The organism is Brachybacterium sp. SYSU DS0246, assembly GCF_059391765.1.
Genome location: NZ_JBZXYT010000037.1, coordinates 17,116 through 35,032 on the forward strand (window position 1 = coordinate 17,116; position 17,917 = coordinate 35,032).

Annotated in this window: 19 protein-coding genes; 17 read left to right on the forward strand and 2 right to left on the reverse strand. The window is 70.9% G+C overall.

All coding sequences use genetic code 11. The features are described from left to right. The first annotated feature begins 108 nt into the window (after nt 1-108). From prfA to AC5020_RS15165, 14 genes are all read left to right on the forward strand, one after another. Nucleotides 109-1,284 carry a peptide chain release factor 1 gene (gene prfA / locus AC5020_RS15100; protein WP_464988874.1) on the forward strand — a complete coding sequence of 392 codons (1,176 nt, stop codon included), beginning with the start codon at nt 109-111 and terminating at the stop codon, nt 1,282-1,284. Further along, nucleotides 1,281-2,201, forward strand: a complete 921-nt coding sequence (locus AC5020_RS15105; RefSeq protein WP_377019771.1) for a N5-glutamine methyltransferase family protein — start codon at nt 1,281-1,283, stop codon at nt 2,199-2,201. Before prfA ends, AC5020_RS15105 begins: the two co-directional genes overlap by 4 nt. Continuing rightward, nucleotides 2,198-3,247, forward strand: coding sequence for an L-threonylcarbamoyladenylate synthase (locus AC5020_RS15110; protein ID WP_464988875.1), 1,050 nt, complete (start codon nt 2,198-2,200; stop codon nt 3,245-3,247). The genes AC5020_RS15105 and AC5020_RS15110 overlap by 4 nt, the downstream gene beginning before the upstream one ends. Further along, nucleotides 3,244-4,368: a glycosyltransferase family 4 protein gene (locus AC5020_RS15115; RefSeq protein ID WP_464988876.1), complete on the forward strand. Its 1,125-nt coding sequence runs from the start codon at nt 3,244-3,246 to the stop codon at nt 4,366-4,368. Before AC5020_RS15110 ends, AC5020_RS15115 begins: the two co-directional genes overlap by 4 nt. Next, a complete protein-coding gene (locus AC5020_RS15120; RefSeq protein WP_377019776.1) occupies nt 4,352-4,816 on the forward strand; it encodes a Cg1360 family ATP-synthase-associated protein in 465 nt (154 codons plus the stop codon). Before AC5020_RS15115 ends, AC5020_RS15120 begins: the two co-directional genes overlap by 17 nt. Nucleotides 4,817-5,152: 336 nt before the next feature. Next, nucleotides 5,153-5,827 (forward strand): F0F1 ATP synthase subunit A, encoded by a 675-nt coding sequence (atpB, locus tag AC5020_RS15125; protein WP_377019777.1) that lies wholly within the window; start codon nt 5,153-5,155, stop codon nt 5,825-5,827. Nucleotides 5,828-5,911: 84 nt separating this feature from the next. After that, nucleotides 5,912-6,145 (forward strand): F0F1 ATP synthase subunit C, encoded by a 234-nt coding sequence (gene atpE / locus AC5020_RS15130; protein ID WP_377019778.1) that lies wholly within the window; start codon nt 5,912-5,914, stop codon nt 6,143-6,145. A 10-nt stretch (nt 6,146-6,155) separates the two neighbouring features. After that, entirely contained in the window at nt 6,156-6,695 is a 540-nt protein-coding gene (locus AC5020_RS15135) for a F0F1 ATP synthase subunit B (RefSeq protein WP_377019780.1), read from the forward strand. Between the two features lie 9 nt (nt 6,696-6,704). After that, nucleotides 6,705-7,520, forward strand: coding sequence for a F0F1 ATP synthase subunit delta (locus AC5020_RS15140; protein WP_377019781.1), 816 nt, complete (start codon nt 6,705-6,707; stop codon nt 7,518-7,520). Nucleotides 7,521-7,605: 85 nt separating this feature from the next. After that, nucleotides 7,606-9,231, forward strand: a complete 1,626-nt coding sequence (gene atpA, locus AC5020_RS15145) for a F0F1 ATP synthase subunit alpha (protein WP_377019782.1) — start codon at nt 7,606-7,608, stop codon at nt 9,229-9,231. Nucleotides 9,232-9,303: 72 nt separating this feature from the next. Then, nucleotides 9,304-10,218, forward strand: coding sequence for a F0F1 ATP synthase subunit gamma (locus AC5020_RS15150; protein WP_377019783.1), 915 nt, complete (start codon nt 9,304-9,306; stop codon nt 10,216-10,218). Nucleotides 10,219-10,265: 47 nt separating this feature from the next. Then, nucleotides 10,266-11,738, forward strand: coding sequence for a F0F1 ATP synthase subunit beta (gene atpD / locus AC5020_RS15155; RefSeq protein ID WP_377019784.1), 1,473 nt, complete (start codon nt 10,266-10,268; stop codon nt 11,736-11,738). Beyond that, nucleotides 11,735-12,007: a F0F1 ATP synthase subunit epsilon gene (locus tag AC5020_RS15160; protein ID WP_377019785.1), complete on the forward strand. Its 273-nt coding sequence runs from the start codon at nt 11,735-11,737 to the stop codon at nt 12,005-12,007. Before atpD ends, AC5020_RS15160 begins: the two co-directional genes overlap by 4 nt. 18 nt (nt 12,008-12,025) lie before the next feature. After that, nucleotides 12,026-12,478: a DUF2550 family protein gene (locus AC5020_RS15165; protein ID WP_377794157.1), complete on the forward strand. Its 453-nt coding sequence runs from the start codon at nt 12,026-12,028 to the stop codon at nt 12,476-12,478. 39 nt (nt 12,479-12,517) lie between these two features. Here AC5020_RS15165 and AC5020_RS15170 read toward each other — a convergent pair whose 3' ends face one another. Both AC5020_RS15170 and nucS read right to left on the reverse strand, forming a co-directional pair. Then, nucleotides 12,518-13,720: an N-acetylglucosamine-6-phosphate deacetylase gene (locus AC5020_RS15170; protein WP_464988877.1), complete on the reverse strand. Its 1,203-nt coding sequence runs from the start codon at nt 13,718-13,720 to the stop codon at nt 12,518-12,520. Between the two features lie 20 nt (nt 13,721-13,740). Then, nucleotides 13,741-14,448, reverse strand: a complete 708-nt coding sequence (nucS, locus tag AC5020_RS15175; RefSeq protein WP_377019788.1) for an endonuclease NucS — start codon at nt 14,446-14,448, stop codon at nt 13,741-13,743. Between the two features lie 189 nt (nt 14,449-14,637). Between nucS and AC5020_RS15180 the strand changes: the two genes are divergently transcribed. The 3 genes from AC5020_RS15180 to AC5020_RS15190 all read left to right on the forward strand — a co-directional run bounded on the left by AC5020_RS15180 (nt 14,638) and on the right by AC5020_RS15190 (nt 17,772). After that, nucleotides 14,638-15,705, forward strand: a complete 1,068-nt coding sequence (locus AC5020_RS15180; protein WP_464988878.1) for a hypothetical protein — start codon at nt 14,638-14,640, stop codon at nt 15,703-15,705. Between the two features lie 35 nt (nt 15,706-15,740). Further along, nucleotides 15,741-16,781, forward strand: a complete 1,041-nt coding sequence (locus AC5020_RS15185) for a DUF8094 domain-containing protein (RefSeq protein WP_464988879.1) — start codon at nt 15,741-15,743, stop codon at nt 16,779-16,781. A 73-nt stretch (nt 16,782-16,854) separates the two neighbouring features. Continuing rightward, nucleotides 16,855-17,772: a co-chaperone YbbN gene (locus AC5020_RS15190; protein ID WP_464988880.1), complete on the forward strand. Its 918-nt coding sequence runs from the start codon at nt 16,855-16,857 to the stop codon at nt 17,770-17,772. Nucleotides 17,773-17,917 lie beyond the last annotated feature (145 nt).

Consider the following 17,917-nt stretch of genomic DNA (forward strand, 5'->3'; position numbering starts at 1 on the left):
GGCGTCGTTCTCTGAGCGGCCCCGAGCGGGCGGCGGGAGAGCAACCGGGCCGGACGGTCCGGCAGCGATGGGTGACTGGGGAACCGGAGACAAGGGGAGCACGCGGCGATGAGCACGGCCGATCACGATGATCGTCTGGCACCGCTGCGCCTCGAGCATGCCCGCCTGCAGGAGGCGATGGCGGAGCCCACGCTCCACGACGACCCCGCTCGGGCCCGCCGCATCGGCCGCCGCTATGCGGAGCTGGACACCGTGCTCAGCACCGCGGCACAGGTCGAGGCCACCGCCGCGGATCTCGAGGCCGCTCGCGAGCTCGCCGAGCCCGGCGCCGCGGGAGGGGACGAGGAGCTCGCCGCGGAGCTCGCGGCCGAGACCGAGCAGCTGACCGCGCGCCTCGAGCAGGAACGCGAGCGCCTGGAGGACCTGCTCGCCCCGCGCGACCCCGACGACGCCCGCGACGTCATCCTCGAGATCAGGGCCGGTGCCGGCGGCGAGGAGTCCGCCCTGTTCGCCGCCGAGATGCTGCGGATGTACCGCGCCTACGCCGAGAGCAAGGGCTGGCGCGTCGAGGTGCTGGCCTCCGCGGACTCCGATCTGGGCGGGCTCAAGGACGTCACCGCCGCGATCGGCTCCCGATCCGGGGCGGCACCGGCCGACGGCGTCTACGCCCACCTGAAGTACGAGGCCGGGGTCCACCGCGTCCAGCGGGTCCCGGTCACCGAATCCGCCGGCCGCATCCACACCTCCGCCGTCGGCGTGCTGGTCCTGCCCGAGGCGGACGAGACCGACGAGGCCGAGGTGCTCGCCGAGGCGATGGCCCCCGCGAACCTGCGCATCGACGTCTTCCGCTCCAGCGGCCCCGGCGGTCAGAGCGTGAACACGACCGACTCCGCGGTGCGCGTCACCCACCTGCCCACCGGCATCGTCGTCTCCTGCCAGGACCAGAAGAGCCAGCTGCAGAACCGCGACCAGGCACTGCGGATCCTGCGCACGCGGCTGCTGGACGCCCGGCGCGCGGAGCAGGAGCAGCAGTCCTCCGCCGCCCGCCGCTCCCAGGTGCGCACCGTGGACCGCAGCGAACGCATCCGCACCTACAACTTCCCCGAGTCCCGGGTCGCCGACCATCGCACCGGCTACAAGGCCGGGAACCTCGCCCAGGTCCTCGCCGGCGACCTCGACGACCTCATCGCCGCCTCGCGCGAGGCCGAGCGCGCCGCCCGGCTCGCCGACTCCCAGCGCTCCGCCGAGACCGAGACCGAGTCCGAGACCGGAGTCGCGCGATGAGCACGCCCGACGTCCGGGAGCGGCTGCGCGCCGCACTGGCCTCGACGACCCAGCGCCTGGGACAGGCCGGTGTGCCCTCGGCAAGCGCCGACGCCCGCTCCCTGATCGCGGCGGCCGCTCGCACCGAGCGGCCCCTGGTCCTGCTCGACGAGCTCCCGGAGGCGTTCGCCGCGGACCTGGAGCAGCTGACCGCGCGCCGCGAGCGGCGAGAACCGCTCCAGCTCGTGCTCGGCCGTGCTCCTTTCCGCGGGCTCATGCTCGCCGTGCGGCCCGGCGTGTTCATCCCCCGCCCGGAGACGGAACTCGTCCCCGACCTGCTTCGCGAGCATTCGGCCGGACCGCTGGAGCTCGTCGTGGACCTGTGCGCCGGCGGCGGGACGCTCGGGGCCTCGGTGCTGGACGAGCTCCCCGGAGCCCGCGTGCTGGCCGTCGAGATCGACCCGCTCGCCGCCGAGCTCGCCCGCGAGAATCTCGAGCTGGCCGGACCCGGCCGCGGCCGGGTCCTGGAGGCCGACCTGACGGCCGATCCGCAGACTCCCGCACTGGAGACCCTGGCCGCCATGGCGCCGGTCGACGCGGTGCTGGCCAACCCGCCCTACATCCCGCCCGAGGCCGTGCCCCGGGACGCCGAGGTGCTCGAGCACGACCCCCACCGCTCCCTGTTCGGCGGCGGCGAGGACGGCCTGGAGGTTCCCCGCGCGGTGATCTCCTGGGCCGCCCGGCTGCTGCGGCCCGGTGGGATCCTGATCATGGAGCACGCCGACGTCCAGGGAGCGGCCACCCGTGACACCGCCGCCCGGATCGGCGGCTTCGACAGCCTCAGCACCGTCCCCGATCTGACCGGCCGCGACCGCTTCCTGGTGGCGCGCCGTGCCGCCGGGGACCCGACCCCTGGAAGTGAGACACTGACCCGGTGAGCGTGCACGACACCCAGAACCCCGAAACCCGCGAGGCCGCCCTGACGGCCGCGACCGACGCCGTCCGCGCGGGCAAGCTGATCGTCCTGCCGACGGACACCGTCTACGGCATCGGCGCCGACGCCTTCACCGCCGAGTCCGTCACCGCTCTGCTGGAGGCCAAGGGCCGCGGGCGGGACACGCCACCGCCCGTCCTCGTCGGCGACCACGCCGTGCTGCTGGCCCTGGCCGTCGACGTCCCCGACTACGTCGAGCGCCTCGCCGAGGAGTTCTGGCCCGGCCCGCTGACGCTGATCCTGAAGGCCCAGCCCTCCCTGACCTGGGACCTGGGGGAGACCCGGGGCACGGTCGCCCTGCGCATGCCCGATCACGAGATCGCCCTCGAGCTGCTGCGCCGCACCGGCCCGCTCGCCGTCTCCAGCGCGAACCGCCACGGCAAGCCCGCCGCGGTGACGGTGCTGGATGCCGCCACCCAGCTCGGCGACGCCGTCGAGGAGTACCTCGACGGCGGCCCGGCCCGACTCGGCACCAGCTCCACCATCCTCGACACCACCGTCGAGCCCGCCGAGATCGTTCGCGAAGGCGCCGTGACCGCCGAGCAGATCATCGAGGTCGTCGGCGACATCTTCACCGCCCCCGAGCCAGAGCCGAGCCCCGAGGAGCGCCCGGCCGCCGACAGCGAGCCCACGGCCGACGGCTCCGAGGACACAGCCGCCGGGACCACCGCCCCTGCGGCCGATCCCGCCGGGACCGAGCTGCCCGGCGAGGACGGCACGGAGGGTGCTCCGGTCACGGCGGGAGTCGTGCCCGTCTCCGCGGACGGCGCAGGCTCCGACGACGCGGCGGGCGTGCTGGACCTGCCCTCCGAACCCGATCTCGTCGAACTCTCCTCCGAATCGGTCGCTCCCGACAGCGACCTCGCCGCTGCCGCCGGGGAATCCCCCGCCACGGAGGAGCCCACCACCGACGAGCCCGCCACGGATGCGTCCGAAGGCGGCCGCCCTGCAGCGGGGCCGGGGGACAGGCCGGAGAATCCGACCGGGTGAGGATCTATCTCTTCGTCCTCCTGGTCTCCGCGGCGGTCACCTACCTGATCACGCCCGCCGTGAGGCTGCTGGCACGGCGTGCGGGAGCCATGACCGCGGTGCGCGACCGCGACGTCCACGATTCCGTGACCCCGCGTCTCGGCGGCGTGGCGATGTTCGCCGGGGTCGCCGCCGCGATTCTCGTTGCCAGCAACGTCCCCTTCCTCGAGGGCCTGTATCGCGACTCCGGACAGCCGTGGGCGATCCTGGCGGCGGCCGGGCTGGTGTGCCTGCTCGGGGCGGCCGACGACAAGTGGGACCTGGACTGGGTGACCAAGCTCGCCGGACAGGTCCTCGCCGCCCTGCTCCTGGCCTGGCAGGGAGTCCAGCTCGTCTCCCTGCCCATCGGCGGGGTCACCCTGCTCTCCCCGCGCACCGCCCTGGTGCTGACGGTGCTGGTCGTCGTGGTGAGCATGAACGCCGTGAACTTCGTCGACGGCCTGGACGGGCTCGCCGCCGGGGTGATGGCGATCGGCGGCGCCGGGTTCTTCGTCTACGCCTACACGCTGACCCGCAGTGCCTCGACCACCGACTACTCCTCGCTCGCCGCGCTGCTGACCGCGGTGATGATCGGTGCCTGTCTGGGCTTCCTGCCGCACAACCTCACCCGGGCGCGCATCTTCATGGGAGATTCCGGCTCCATGCTGCTGGGGCTGCTGCTGGCGGCCAGCACCATCGCCGTGACCGGGCAGGTCGACCCGGCCCGGCTCTCCGGGGCGGACTTCTTCGGCCAGTTCCTGCCGATCCTGCTCCCCGTGGGCGTGATGGTGATCCCGATCCTCGACTTCGGCCTCGCCGTGGTCCGCCGGATCGGTTCGGGCCGGTCCCCGTTCCACGCCGACAAGGCGCACCTGCACCACCGCCTGCTGAGCCTGGGACACTCCAAGCGCACCGCCGTGCTGATCATGTACACGTGGACGGTGGTGATCTCGGTCGGGCTGCTGCTGCCCATCGTGCTCTCCGCCCGCGCCGTGATGATCTTCTGGGCGTGCGGACTCCTGTTCGCCGTCCTGCTCACCTTCGACCCGCTCAGATGGCGCCCAGGCCGTCACCGGAAGGAATCCGATGTCTCCGCACCCTGAGTCCCGGCGCCGCGCGGTCGGCGACCGCGCCATGCAGCGAGCCACGCTCATCGCCCTCGCCGTCGGCCTCCTGCTCGACGCCGTCGTCCTCGCCCTCGCCGCGTCCCGCCCCGATTCCGGCGCTCTCGTCGGCGCGCTCATCGGCACCGGACTGACCCTCGTGGTCGTGCTGCCCACAGTCGCGATCGCCCTGCTCGGCAAGCGCATGACGCCGGTGACGATGGCGGCCACGGTGCTCGGGTCCTGGGCCGTGAAGATGCTGATTGTGATCCTCGTCCTGGTGGCGGTCCGGGACCTCGACTCCGTCTCGACGCGCTGGATCGGTCTGGCCCTGCTGGTCGGCGCCGTCTCGGCCGTGCTGGTGGAGGCTGTACTGCTGGCACGCTCCCGTCAGCCCCTGGATGTCGAACCCGCTCGCGAGCCCGACGCGGCTCCTGACGAGCAGTGACGTTCTGTTATGCTTTCGAAGGTGCTCGACCGCTGATCACGGTGCAATACCGCAGCGAGTCCGACCACTGATCGACCACCCGGAACGCCCTGGCGTCGTCCATCGCCGTACGCACGGTGGCCGCAACGGGACTGGACTCGATCGAGATGACGGCCAAGGCCGGCGCAGCAGCGCCCGGCACTACGACCACGGGAGATCGAGCTGAACACCGCAGACGGCACTCCGGCCCTGTACGCAGAAGGCGATGAGCTCTTCCACGTCCCGAGCCTGTCGGAATTCTTCCCGGCACCGATCCTCTTCGACGGCACCTGGTTCGAGTTCAACCGCGTCCAGCTGGTGCGACTCATCGTCCTGGCCGTGGTCCTCATCGTCCTGGCGATCATCGCCTCCCGCGCCAAGCTCGTGCCCGGCCGCGTCCAGAGCATCGTCGAGCTGATGCTCGACTTCGTGAACAACACGATCATCAAGAACACGCTCGGGCTCCGCGAGGGCAAGCGCTTCGCCCCGATGCTCACCACGCTGTTCTTCCTCATCCTCGCGATGAACCTCGCCGGCGTCGTACCCGGGCTGAACCTCGCGGGCACCTCGGTGATCGGCCTGCCGCTGGTGCTGGCCCTGTGGACCTTCGTCACCTACGTCGTCTCCGGCGTCAAGGTGCACGGCTTCGGGGGCTACCTCAAGCACGAGACCATGCCTCCCGGTCTGCCCAAGCCGATCTACCTGCTGCTGGTCCCGATCGAGTTCCTCCAGGTGGTGCTGATCCGCTGGGGCTCGCTGACGATCCGACTGCTGGCCAACATGGTCGCCGGTCACATCATGATGGTCGTCTTCATCGGCCTCACGCAGGGCCTCCTGCTCTCCGCGAGCTGGCTCATCGTCGTCTCGCCGCTGGCCGGTGCGCTCGCCATAGGCATCTATGGCTTCGAGATCTTCGTCGCCGCCCTCCAGGCCTTCATCTTCACGATGCTCTCCGCGGTGTACATCCAGATGGCCATCGCCGACGAGCACTGAGCCGGCCCGCTCGCTCGACATCTTCCGTCCCCGCAAGACCCAGTTCCGCCGTCCGCCCGGGCGGCACAACGAAAGGAAACCCCTGTGGACCCGATGATTCTCTCGGAGCTCAACGGCAACGTCGCATCCGTCGGCTACGGTCTCGCCGCCATCGGCCCCGGCATCGGCATCGGCATCATCGTCGGCAAGACCGCCGAGGCGACCGCTCGCCAGCCCGAGCTGCGCAGCCAGCTCCAGACCACCATGTTCATCGGTATCGCCTTCACCGAGATCCTGACCCTGCTGGCCATCGTCACCGGCCTGCTCTTCGGCAGCTGAGGCACCCCCTATGACCTACGCCGAAGGAGAAGTCGAGGGCACCGCCCTCCTCATCCCCGCGCCGTCGGAGATCATCTGGACGCTCATCTTCGTCCTGATCTTCGCGGTCGTCTTCATGAAGTTCATCCTGCCGCGGCTCAACGCCGTGCTCGATGAGCGCTCCGAGAAGATCGAGGGCGGGCTGAAGAAGGCCGAAGAGGTCCAGCAGCAGGTCGACGACCTCAAGGCCACGCAGGAGCAGGAGCTCGCCGCCGCCCGTCAGGAGGCCGCGAGCATCCGCGACAAGGCCCGCCAGGACGGTGCGCGCATCGTCGAGGAGGCCAAGGCACAGGCCGAGGCCGAGTCGGAGCGCATCCTCGCAGCCGGCCGCCAGCAGCTCAGCGCCGAACGCCTCTCGGCCTCGGCCGAGCTGCGCGGCGAGGTCGGCTCGCTGGCCAGTGACCTGGCCTCTAAGATCGTGGGGGAGTCCCTCTCCGACGACGAGCGCTCCCGCCGTGTGATCGACCGGTTCCTGGACGACCTCGAGTCGAGCCAGTCCACCACCCGATAAGGACCCGTGATGCGAGGAACCTCCTCCACCTCATTCGGTGAGGTGCTCCAGCAGGTCGAGACCGTCTTCGCGGCGGTCGACGGCCCGCTCGAGCCCATCGCCGAGGAGCTGTTCTCGGTGGCCGACGCCATCGACTCCAGCAACCAGCTCGTCCGACTGCTCTCCGACCCCGGCCGCCCCGCCGCGGTCAAGGAGGCCTCGGTGCGTTCGCTGTTCGCCGCCCAGATCAGCCCGCAGGCGCTCGAGGTCACCCTCGAGGTCGTGCGCCGGCGCTGGTCCGAGCAGGAGGACATCCTCGACGCCCTCGAGCTGCTCGGAGTCTCCGCCCTGCTCGACCAGGCGCGCTCGGAGGGCGTGCTCGAGCGGGTCGACGAAGAGCTGTTCGAGGTCTCGCTCCTCATCGACGGCAGCGGTGAGCTCACCGGGGCCCTCGACGACGCCCGGGAGGATCCCTCGCACCGCACTCGTGTCCTGCGCCGGTTGCTGGACGGCCGCACGCACCACCTCACGGCCGTGCTCGCGGGTCGCGCCGTGGGTCGCCGCACCGATCAGAAGCCGGCGCGGCGGGTGGCGGAGTTCGCCCGCTTCGCCTCCGAGCGCCGGCGCCGCGCCTTCGCCGCGGTCGCCAGCGCCGTGCCTCTGAGCGAGACCCAGCAGGCCCGGCTCACGTCGGTCCTGACCGGGATCTACGGCCGCGAGGTGCAGATGAACTTCCAGGTCGACCCCGACGTCGTGGGCGGTCTGCGGATCCAGGTCGGCGACGACCTCTACGACGCCACCGTGCTGGCTCGGCTCTCGCGGGCCCGAGCTTCGCTGGTGGCCTGACTGAAGCCCCGACGCCCCGGCGTCCCCCAGCATCTTGTAGACCATCCCCGCCCGACGGGGAGACCGAGAGGAAGCGAAGCAGCAGATGGCGGAGCTCACGATCAGCCCGGAGGAGATCCGGAACGCCCTGGACACCGCGGTGTCCACTTATCAGGCAGGCGCCACCGAGCGCGAGGAGATCGGCCGCGTCAGCGAGGCCGCCGACGGCATCGCCCGCGTCGAAGGCCTCCCCGACGTCATGGCCAACGAGCTGGTCCGCTTCGAGGACGGCACGCTCGGACTCGCGCTGAACCTCGAACTGCGCGAGGTCGGCGTCGTCGTCCTCGGTGAGTTCACCGGCATCGAGGAGGGCCAGGAGGTCCGTCGCACGGGCCAGGTCCTCTCCGTCCCGGTGGGCGACGGCTACCTCGGCCGCGTCGTCGACCCGGTCGGCAATCCGATCGACGGGCTCGGCGAGATCGAGACCGTCGGCCGTCGCGCCCTCGAGCTGCAGGCGCCCGGCGTCATGCAGCGCAAGGAGGTCAAGCAGCCCCTGCAGACCGGGCTGAAGGCCATCGACGCCATGACCCCCATCGGCCGCGGCCAGCGTCAGCTGATCATCGGCGACCGCCAGACCGGCAAGACCGCGATCGGCATCGACACGATCCTGAACCAGAAGGCCAACTGGGCCTCGGGTGACCCCGAGAAGCAGGTGCGCTGCATCTACGTCGCCGTCGGCCAGAAGGGTTCGACCATCGCCTCGGTGCGCTCGACGCTCGAGGAGAACGGCGCGATGGAGTACACCACCATCGTGGCGGCCCCGGCCTCCGACCCGGCGGGCTTCAAGTACATCGCCCCCTACACCGGCTCGGCCATCGGCCAGCACTGGATGTACGAGGGCAAGCACGTCCTGATCGTCTTCGACGACCTGTCCAAGCAGGCGGAGGCCTACCGCGCCGTCTCGCTGCTGCTGCGCCGCCCGCCGGGCCGCGAGGCGTACCCCGGTGACGTCTTCTACCTCCACTCCCGTCTGCTCGAGCGCTGCGCGAAGCTCTCGGACGAGATGGGCGGCGGCTCGATGACCGGCCTGCCGATCATCGAGACCAAGGCCAACGACGTCTCGGCGTACATCCCGACCAACGTCATCTCGATCACCGACGGTCAGTGCTTCCTGCAGTCGGACCTGTTCAACGCGAACCAGCGCCCGGCGGTCGACGTCGGCGTCTCGGTCTCCCGCGTCGGCGGCTCCGCCCAGACCAAGGCCCTGCGCAAGGTCTCCGGCACGCTGAAGATCGCCCTGGCGCAGTACCGCGACCTGGAGTCCTTCGCGATGTTCGCCTCGGACCTGGACGCGGCCTCCAAGCAGCAGCTGAACCGCGGCGCGCGCCTGATGGAGCTGCTCAAGCAGTCCCAGTACTCGCCGTTCCCGGTCGAGGAGCAGGTGGTCTCGATCTGGGCCGGCACCAACGGCAAGTTCGACGAGATCGAGGTCGAGGACGTCCGCGACTTCGAGGCCCAGCTCCTGGAGCACCTGCGTCACAACGGGAGCGTGCTGGAGAACATCCGCAGCACGGGTCAGTTCGCCCCCGAGACGGAGGAGGAGCTCACGAAGATCCTCGAGGATGTCAAGCGGGACTACCTCGCCGGCAAGGGCGCGGAGGCCGGCCGCACCGACGAGACCGGCCGGCTCGACGCCGATCAGATCGAGCAGGAGCAGATCGTCCGCGGCTGATGCGTGAGGCCGCCGTCCGGCAGGACGGCGGCCGCCCGCCGAGGACGCATCCACCCCCGCACGAGGAGAGACATGGGAGCCCAGCAGAGGATCTACAAGCAGCGGATCAGGTCCGCCCAGGGCATGAAGAAGATCTTCAAGGCCCAGGAGATGATCGCGGCCTCGCGCATCGCCAAGGCCCACGCCCGGGTCACGGCGACCACTCCGTACGCCGAGGCGATCACCCGCGCCATCGGCTCGGTCGCCACGCACTCGAACGAGATCGCTCACCCCTTCCTGCAGGCGGAGCGCCAGGAGACCGGCCGCGTCGGCATCCTGCTGATCACCGCGGACCGCGGCATGGCCGGGGCCTACTCGCCCAATGCGATCCGTTCCGCGGAACAGCTGGCGAACCTCCTGCGGGACCAGGGCAAGGACCCGGTGATGTACGTCGTCGGCCGCAAGGGCGATTCGTACTACCGGTTCCGCAACCGTCCGCCGCACCGCTCGTGGACGCCGTACAAGGAGGAGGAGCTGCCGGACCTGGGGCGCGACATCGCCCAGACGGTCACGGCCGATCTGCTCTCCCTCGACCCGGCCGAGCACCTCGATGAGCTCTACGTGGTCGGCACCCGGTTCGAGACCCGCTTCATCCAGAAGACGGCTCAGATCCGTCTGGTGCCGATGGGGCTGGTCGAGGCGGAGACGGGGGAGCACAAGCCCACGTACCCCCTGTACGACTTCGCCCCGGACGCCGACACCGTCGTCTCGGAGCTGATCCCGCGCTACGTCGAGTCGCGGATCATCAACATCCTGCTGCAGTCGATGGCGTCCGAGCACGCCTCGCGCCAGCGGGCGATGAAGACCGCCACCGACAACGCCGAGACCCAGATCGACAAGTTCACCCGGCTGGCGAACACCGCTCGCCAGGCGGAGATCACCCAGGAGATCACCGAGATCGTCGGCGGCGCCGACGCGCTCTCGGGATCCGGCCGCACCGAACGCTGAGGCGCTGCAGCACCGCGCCGGCGTCGCACCCAGTGGAGAGAATGGACATGACCACCCTTACCGATACCCAGGCCCCCGCCGCCGAGGCGCAGGGCGCCACCGGGCGCGTCGCCCGCGTCACCGGCGCCGTCGTCGACATCGAGTTCCCCCCGGGCAGCATCCCGGACATCTACAACGCCCTGACCATCGAGATCTCCGGTGAGGGCTCCGGCCTGGAGGCCTCGACGCTCACGCTCGAGACCGCCCAGCACCTCGGCGACGGCATGGTCCGCGCGATCGCGCTGAAGCCCACCGACGGCCTCGTTCGCGGCCAGGCGGTCCTCGACACCGGCGCGGCGATCTCCGTGCCGGTGGGCGATGCGACCCTCGGCACCGTGTTCGACGTGGTGGGCAACCCGCTGAACAAGCCTGCCGACCAGCTCCAGGTCCAGGACCGCTGGCCCATCCACCGCAAGGCCCCGAACTTCGACCAGCTCGAGTCGAAGACGCAGATGTTCGAGACCGGCATCAAGTCGATCGACCTGCTGACCCCGTACGTCCAGGGCGGCAAGATCGGCCTGTTCGGCGGCGCCGGTGTGGGCAAGACGGTGCTGATCCAGGAGATGATCTACCGCGTGGCCAACAACCACGACGGCGTCTCCGTGTTCGCCGGCGTCGGCGAGCGCACCCGTGAGGGCTGGGACCTGATCGAGGAGATGACCGAGTCCGGCGTCATCGACAAGACCGCTCTGGTCTTCGGCCAGATGGACGAGCCGCCGGGCACCCGCCTCCGCGTCGCCCTGTCCGCACTGACGATGGCGGAGTACTTCCGCGATGTCCAGAGCCAGGACGTGCTGCTGTTCATCGACAACATCTTCCGCTTCACCCAGGCCGGCATGGAGGTCTCCACGCTGCTGGGCCGCATGCCCTCGGCGGTGGGCTACCAGCCCAACCTGGCGGACGAGATGGGCGTGCTGCAGGAGCGGATCACCTCGACCCGCGGCCACTCCATCACCTCGATGCAGGCCATCTACGTGCCGGCCGACGACTACACCGACCCGGCCCCGGCGACCACGTTCGCCCACCTGGATGCGACCACCGAGCTCTCCCGTGAGATCGCCTCGCGCGGCCTGTACCCGGCGATCGACCCCCTGAGCTCCACCTCGCGCATCCTCGACCCGCGGTACGTGGGTCAGGAGCACTACGACACCGCGGTGCGCGTGCGGCAGATCCTGCAGCGCAACAAGGAGCTGCAGGACATCATCGCGATGCTGGGCGTGGACGAGCTCTCCGAAGAGGACAAGGTGATCGTCTCGCGCGCCCGCCGCATCCAGCAGTTCCTCTCCCAGAACACCCACCTCGCCAAGCAGTTCACGGGCGTCGAGGGCTCGGACGTGTCGCTGCGCGACACCATCGAGGGCTTCAAGGGCATCTGCGACGGCGAGTTCGACCACATCACCGAGCAGGCGTTCTACAACGTCGGCGGCATCGACATGGTGCTCGAGAACCATCACCGGATCCAGAAGGAGCTCGGTCAGTGAGCTCCCTCGAGGTCACGTTCGTCACCGCGGATCGCACCGTCTGGTCGGGGCAGGCCGCGCAGGTCGTCGTGCCCGCGGTCGACGGCTCCATGGGCATCCTGCCGCAGATGCAGCCCACGCTCGCGATTCTCGACCGCGGCGCCGTGCGCATCATCGACCAGGACGGCTCCGTCACCGAGCGTGCGGTCCACGGCGGGTTCGTCTCGGTCGATGCCGACGTCGTCACCATCGGCGTGGATGACGCCGAGGTCCGCGACACGGATCGCTGACCGGAGCCCTCCCCGCCCATGATCGATCTGAGCATCCCGGTCCTCCTCCTGGGGACCGGGATGCTCATTCTCGTGGCGGTGGTGGTGCTGGCGGTGGGACTGGTGTGCCGCCAGCTGGCGCTGTCCCGCCAGCGCGGCGCCTTCGAGTGCAGCCTGCAGCGTCGCGGGCTGGTCGGCGGTGAGAGCTGGCAGCACGGCATGATGCGGTTCGGCACCGACCGTCTGCGCTGGTTCCGCGCCTTCTCCCTGCGGCTTCGTCCCGAGGTCGTCATCCGCCGGGCGGATGTCCTGGACGTCTCCCGCCGTCGGCTGCCGGCCCAGATCGAGGGCGGCCACGACACTTATCTGGTCGAGTTCACGATGCGCGGGGACCGGGAGATCCGCGCGATCGTCGACCTCACCTCCGGGGCGGCCCTGAATTCGTGGCTCGAAGCCGCACCGACGGGCCTGGTCCTCGGCGACGCCGACTGACCGGGAACGGGTCGCCGCCCCGTTCAGTCGCGGTTCGGCTCAGTCGCCGACCGGGATGCCGCCGCGCAGCACCGTGACCGGTCGCAGCCCGGCGTCGGTCAGCACCACGTCGGCCCGTCGGCCGGGCTCGAGGGAGCCGATCCGGTCCTGCATGCCCAGCACACCGGCCGGGACCGCGCTGGCCGCGTGCACCGCGCGGGCCAGGTCGACGCCCGCCTCGGTCACCGCAAGACGGACCACATCCAGCAGATGGGCGGTGCCGCCGGCGATCGACGTGCCGCCGGTCAGGGTCGCCACCCCGGCATCGACGGTGACGTCCAGGGCCCCGAGGCGGTACTGACCATCGGGCATGCCCGCAGCGGCCATCGCGTCGGTCACCAGCACCACGGCATCCTCCGCGGCGACGGCGAAGACGTGCGCGACGGTGCGGGCATCGAGGTGGACGCCATCGGCGATCAGCTCTGCCACCAGGTCTCCGCGCGCCGCCGCGTCCAGGGCCGCGAGCACGGGACCGGGGTCACGGTGATGGATCGGGCGCATCCCGTTGAACAGGTGGGTGGCCGTCGGTCTCGGTGAGCGGCCGTGCTCACGGCGCAGCTGCTCGCGGGAGAGTGCCACGGCGCGAGTCATCGCAGCGCTGGAGCCGTCGGTGTGCCCGAGCGAGGGCACGGCCCCGACCTCGGCGAGAGCCTCGATGACCGCATCGGCGTCCTCCGCCTCGGGGGCCACGGTCATGGTCGCCAGCGCGCCACCGGCGATCTCGGCGAGCTCCCGCACCAGATCCGGGTCGCCGGCCACGATGTGCTCGGGGTTCTGCGCGCCGCGGCGGTCGGCGGAGATGAACGGACCCTCGAGATGGATCGCGGCGATCTCCCCGTCGGCCGCGAGCCCTGCGAGGTCGCGGACCCGGTCGCGCAGGACCGCCGCCGGAGCGGTCACCAGCGAGGCCACCAGCGAGGTGGTGCCGTGGCGACGGTGCTCGCGGACCGCGGTGAGCATGTCACGAGGTCCGGAGGCGTCGGGGAAGGAGGCTCCGCCGCCGCCGTGGCAGTGCAGGTCCACCAGGCCCGGGAGGATGAGCCCGGGATGCTCGAGCGTCTCGGCGGCGCTGTGCTCCGGGGCGTGGGCGGCCGGCCCGGACCAGACGATGTCGCCTCCGGCGATCAGCACCAGCGCACCGGGGAGGACGCCGCGGTCGAGCACAGCGGTGCCGCTCAGGGCGAGGTCGACGGGAACGTTCATGCGGTCTCCTCGGTCGGGGATCAGAACAGCCGCGAGTCGACGTCGTCGATTCCGCGCAGGGCGTCGTAGTCCAGCGTCACGCAGTCGATGCCGCGGTCCTCGGCGAGCACGCGGGCCTGCGGTTTGATGGCCTGGGCGGCGAAGATGCCGCGCACCGGGGCGAGCAGCGGGTCGCGGTTGAGCAGCTCGAGATACCGGGTGAGCTGCTCGACGCCGTCGATCTCACCGCGGCGCTTGATCTCGATCGCCACGGAGGTCCCGTCGCCGTCGCGGGCGAGGATGTCGACCGGTCCGATGGCGGTGCCGTACTCGCGCCGCACCAGGGACCATCCGGTGCCCAGGGTCTCGATGTTCTGGGCCAGGAGGGCCTGCAGATGGGCCTCGATCCCGTCCTTCTGCAGCCCCGGATCCACACCCAGCTCATGGGCGGTGTCCTGGAAGGTCTCGTGCAGGCGCACCCGGAGCCGGTCCCCGGACTTGTCGTGGACGACGTCCCACTGCTCGAGCCACTCGCCCTCGGGATCGCCGGCCGCCTCCTCCGGGTCGCGCGTGCTCACGCGCAGGGTGCACGGCGGGCTCATCCAGTTCAGCGGTTTGTAGCTGCCCCCATCGGAATGGATCAGGACGCTGCCGTCGGCCTTGACGATCAGCAGCCGGGGAGCCGCGGGCAGATGGGCGGTGAGTCGACCGGTGTAGTCGACGGAACAACGAGCAACGACGAGACGCACTCCGACAGGGTACGGCACCGATGGGGTGGGCCGGGGGCTCGCATGGGGCGCGGATGAGCAGGCCATGAGGCGATCTTTACGCAGGTGCAGATGCTCACGTGGGGCTGTCGCCGAGCGCGTCCCGGCCCTATCGTGGGCAGGTCCCCCGCCTGGGCCCGCTGCCGGGCCGCCCCGAAGGAGCTTCCTACCGTGCAACGCCTCCTCGCCGTCCTCCTGGTACTGGTCGGCCTGATCGGACTGGTGCTGGGCCGCCTCGGCGAGACGACGTGGGCGCCTGCCACCGAGACCACCGCCACGGTGGAGCTCGAGGACCCGGGCCCGGCCGTGGTGATCGATCCGGGCGTGCTCTACGTCGGCGGGACGGAGGGCGAGGTCAGCATCGAAGGAGCCTCCGACGTCTCCGTGATCACCGCGGCCAACAGCGACATCGAGGCCTACCTGGCTGATACCCGCTACACCCGCATCACCGGGGCGAGCGACTGGACCACGCTGAGCACGCAGGAGGTCAACCCCGATGGGGCCGGCGAGCTGAGCGATCCGACCGGCTCGGACCTCTGGCGCAGCGTGGAGACGTCGCCGAGCCCGTTCACGATGCCGGTCGAGGACTTCGCCGAGGGGGAGACGGGGGAGAACAAGCAGGTCTACCGCGCGATCCTCGTGGTCACCGACGGCAGCGATCCCGGCGCGCAGTCCGTGTCGATCACCTGGCCGGTGGACGACGAGAACGAGTGGGTTCCCTATGCCTACGCGGGCGGTGCCGCGATCGCCGTGATCGGCCTGGTCCTGCTCGTCGTCTCGCTCGGCGGTCGCCGTCGCGAGGATGAGCTCGAGGGCGAAGCCGCGGACACGAGCGCCCACGGCACCGTCGCTGCCGGCGCTGCCGGCGCGCACCGCCCATCCTCGGAGGCCGACGGCACCGCGCCCGCCGAGACGGGCAGCGCCGACAGCGCCCCGGAGGAGCCCGCCCCGACGGAACCGTCCCGGCCGCGTCCGGGACCGCACGAAGCCGACACGGCCCCCGTGGTGATCCCCGGCGGGCGGCCCGCGGCCGGCTCCGGTTCCGACGAGCCGGCCGCCGGTGAGGAGACCGAGACCCTCGGCGTCGTCCCGGACCACAAGCTCGCATCGGACGACGAGTCGGCCCCGGTCCGCCTGTTCCAGGATCGCGACCCCGGGAACGACGGCGATGAGCCGGTCCGGCGCCTCGACGAGGACACGCTGGACGAGAACGGGCCGAGCAGCGAGGAGCGCCGATGAGCCCCCAGCGCCGATCCGCCTGGAAGGATGAACGGATGACGAGCCGACCCATCGCCCGCCGTGGCCTGTTCCTCGGTGCCGGGTCCCTGCTCGCCTCGGGAGTGCTCGCGGCATGCGGCTCCGAGCCCGAGGCGCCGCCCGCCCCGCCCGAGGGTCCTTCGCTCGCCGAGCCCACACCGGCCCAGACCGCTGAGCAGTTCGGCCGCTTCGTCGAGGAGATCAACGCGGCGGTGACCGAGGCCGACGAGGCCCGCGACGCCGAGAAGCTCGCCCCGCGGGTCTCCGGCTCCGCGGCGGAGTTCCGCGGCGCCACGTACGCGCTGATCGCGAAGGCCGAGGCGTGGGCCGAGGAGCTCACCGTGCCCGCCCCGGCGATCATCGTGCCGATGACCGCCGTGACCACGGAGTTCCCCCGCATCGCGATCGCCATGGTCGAGAACTCCGCGGAGGACGGCGCACCGTTCTTCATGGCCCTGCAGCAGGCCGATGCGAAGTCCCCGTACACGACCTGGGGATGGGCGGAGCAGAACGTGGACGTCGAGATGCCCAGCGTGGCCGACCAGCGCGTCGGCTCCGAACCGGTCACGACCGACGCCGACGGTCTGATCATGACCCCCGCCGAGGCCCTGAGCCTGTACGCCGCCACCCTCACCGATGGTGACAAGGCGGATCCCGACGACCGGCTCGCCACCGATCCCTACCTCACCGATCTGCACGAGGAGATCCAGGCCGAACGGGCCGCGCTGAACGAGGGAGTGGAGAAGGACGAGGCCGCGACCATCCGCGAGACCTACGAGGTCGACGACGCGGAGTTCGCCGGGCTGCGCACCGATGACGGCGGCGCCATCGTGATGGGGACCCTGCGGTCCACGCGCACGATGACCGTCAGGAACGACGCGACCGTGAACTATCCCGAGAGCAGGTTCACGGCGGCGGCGGGCACCCAGGAGTTCACCGAGCAGTACGTCCGCGAGTACGGCAATCTCGTCGCCCTCTACGTTCCGCCCGAGGGATCGGACGCCCAGGTCCAGCCGATCGGTGGGACCCGGACCACCTTGAGCGTCACGGGCGAGTGAGATCCCGCCGGATTTCCTGGACTGCCGGATTCCCTAGACTGTCTGCATCAGACCACGTCGAAGGAGCACTCCCGTGACCGATCCGTACGGAATCATCGACCTCGCAGCCCTGAAGCAGCCGGCAGGCTCCGGCCAGGGCGGCAACGGCGGGGGAGCGGCCGGGACCGCCGGCACTCCCGCGAAGCACGAGGTGGCCGTGACCGAGCAGGGCCTGGAGCAGCTGGTCGCCGATTCGCAGCAGATCCCGACCCTGCTGCTGGTGACCAGTTCGCGGGTCACGAACGGAGCACAGTTCCTGGGCTCCCTGCGGCGCGCCGTCGACGCCCAGGGCGGAGCGATCCGCCTGGCCACCGTCGACGCGGATACCCAGCAGCGGGTCGCCGCCGCCCTGCGCGTCGAGCAGCTGCCCACCCTGATGCTGCTCATCCTCGGCCAGGTCCAGCCGATCGTCCAGGCGGTCCTGCCGGACGCGGAGATCGACAACCTCATCACCCAGGTGCTCGAGGTCGCTCGTCAGCAGGGCATGGACACCAGCGGCGCCGGCCAGGGCGAGGACCAGGAGCCGCAGGAGGAGCCGCTGCCCCCGCTGATCGCGGAGGCGTACGAGGCGATCGAGAAGGGCGACCTCGATGCGGCCGTCGCGGCCTACGAGAAGCAGCTCAGTGACTCACCGGGCGATGCCGAGGCGAAGGCAGGACTGGCCACCGTCTCGCTGATGCGTCGCACGCAGGATGCCGAGCCCACCAAGGTCCGCGAGGACGCCGCCCAGCGCCCCGGAGACCTGGACGCGCAGCTGCTGGCCGCCGATCTCGACATGCTCGGCGGCCACGTCGACGACGCGTTCGGCCGGCTGCTCGATCAGCTCCGCGGTGCCGACCAGGAGACCAAGGACGTCGTGCGCGCCCGCCTGCTGGAGCTGTTCGAGGTGGCCGGCCCCGCCGATCCTCGCGTCGCCCCCGCACGCAAGCGCCTGGCGAACCTGCTGTTCTGACGGGCCGGCGCCCCGGGGCGGCTCTCAGACGCTATGAGGGTGGCGGGGTTGAGAGGTCTTGTGGCCCAGGGCCCCGCTATGAAGACTCGTGGATCACCCTGGTCGATGGGCGGCCGGGGTGCGCACATTCGTAGGAGGCCCTGGT

What these genes read in the sequence shown, in the direction of transcription:
- prfA (WP_464988874.1), top strand. Translation starts at nt 109, where the DNA reads ATGAGCACGGCCGATCACGATGATCGTCTGGCACCGCTGCGCCTCGAG.
- AC5020_RS15105 (WP_377019771.1), top strand. Translation starts at nt 1,281, where the DNA reads ATGAGCACGCCCGACGTCCGGGAGCGGCTGCGCGCCGCACTGGCCTCG.
- AC5020_RS15120 (WP_377019776.1), top strand. Translation starts at nt 4,352, where the DNA reads ATGTCTCCGCACCCTGAGTCCCGGCGCCGCGCGGTCGGCGACCGCGCC.
- AC5020_RS15135 (WP_377019780.1), top strand. Translation starts at nt 6,156, where the DNA reads ATGACCTACGCCGAAGGAGAAGTCGAGGGCACCGCCCTCCTCATCCCC.
- AC5020_RS15140 (WP_377019781.1), top strand. Translation starts at nt 6,705, where the DNA reads ATGCGAGGAACCTCCTCCACCTCATTCGGTGAGGTGCTCCAGCAGGTC.
- atpA (WP_377019782.1), top strand. Translation starts at nt 7,606, where the DNA reads ATGGCGGAGCTCACGATCAGCCCGGAGGAGATCCGGAACGCCCTGGAC.
- AC5020_RS15150 (WP_377019783.1), top strand. Translation starts at nt 9,304, where the DNA reads ATGGGAGCCCAGCAGAGGATCTACAAGCAGCGGATCAGGTCCGCCCAG.
- atpD (WP_377019784.1), top strand. Translation starts at nt 10,266, where the DNA reads ATGACCACCCTTACCGATACCCAGGCCCCCGCCGCCGAGGCGCAGGGC.
- AC5020_RS15165 (WP_377794157.1), top strand. Translation starts at nt 12,026, where the DNA reads ATGATCGATCTGAGCATCCCGGTCCTCCTCCTGGGGACCGGGATGCTC.
- AC5020_RS15170 (WP_464988877.1), bottom strand. Translation starts at nt 13,720, where the DNA reads ATGAACGTTCCCGTCGACCTCGCCCTGAGCGGCACCGCTGTGCTCGAC.
- AC5020_RS15185 (WP_464988879.1), top strand. Translation starts at nt 15,741, where the DNA reads ATGACGAGCCGACCCATCGCCCGCCGTGGCCTGTTCCTCGGTGCCGGG.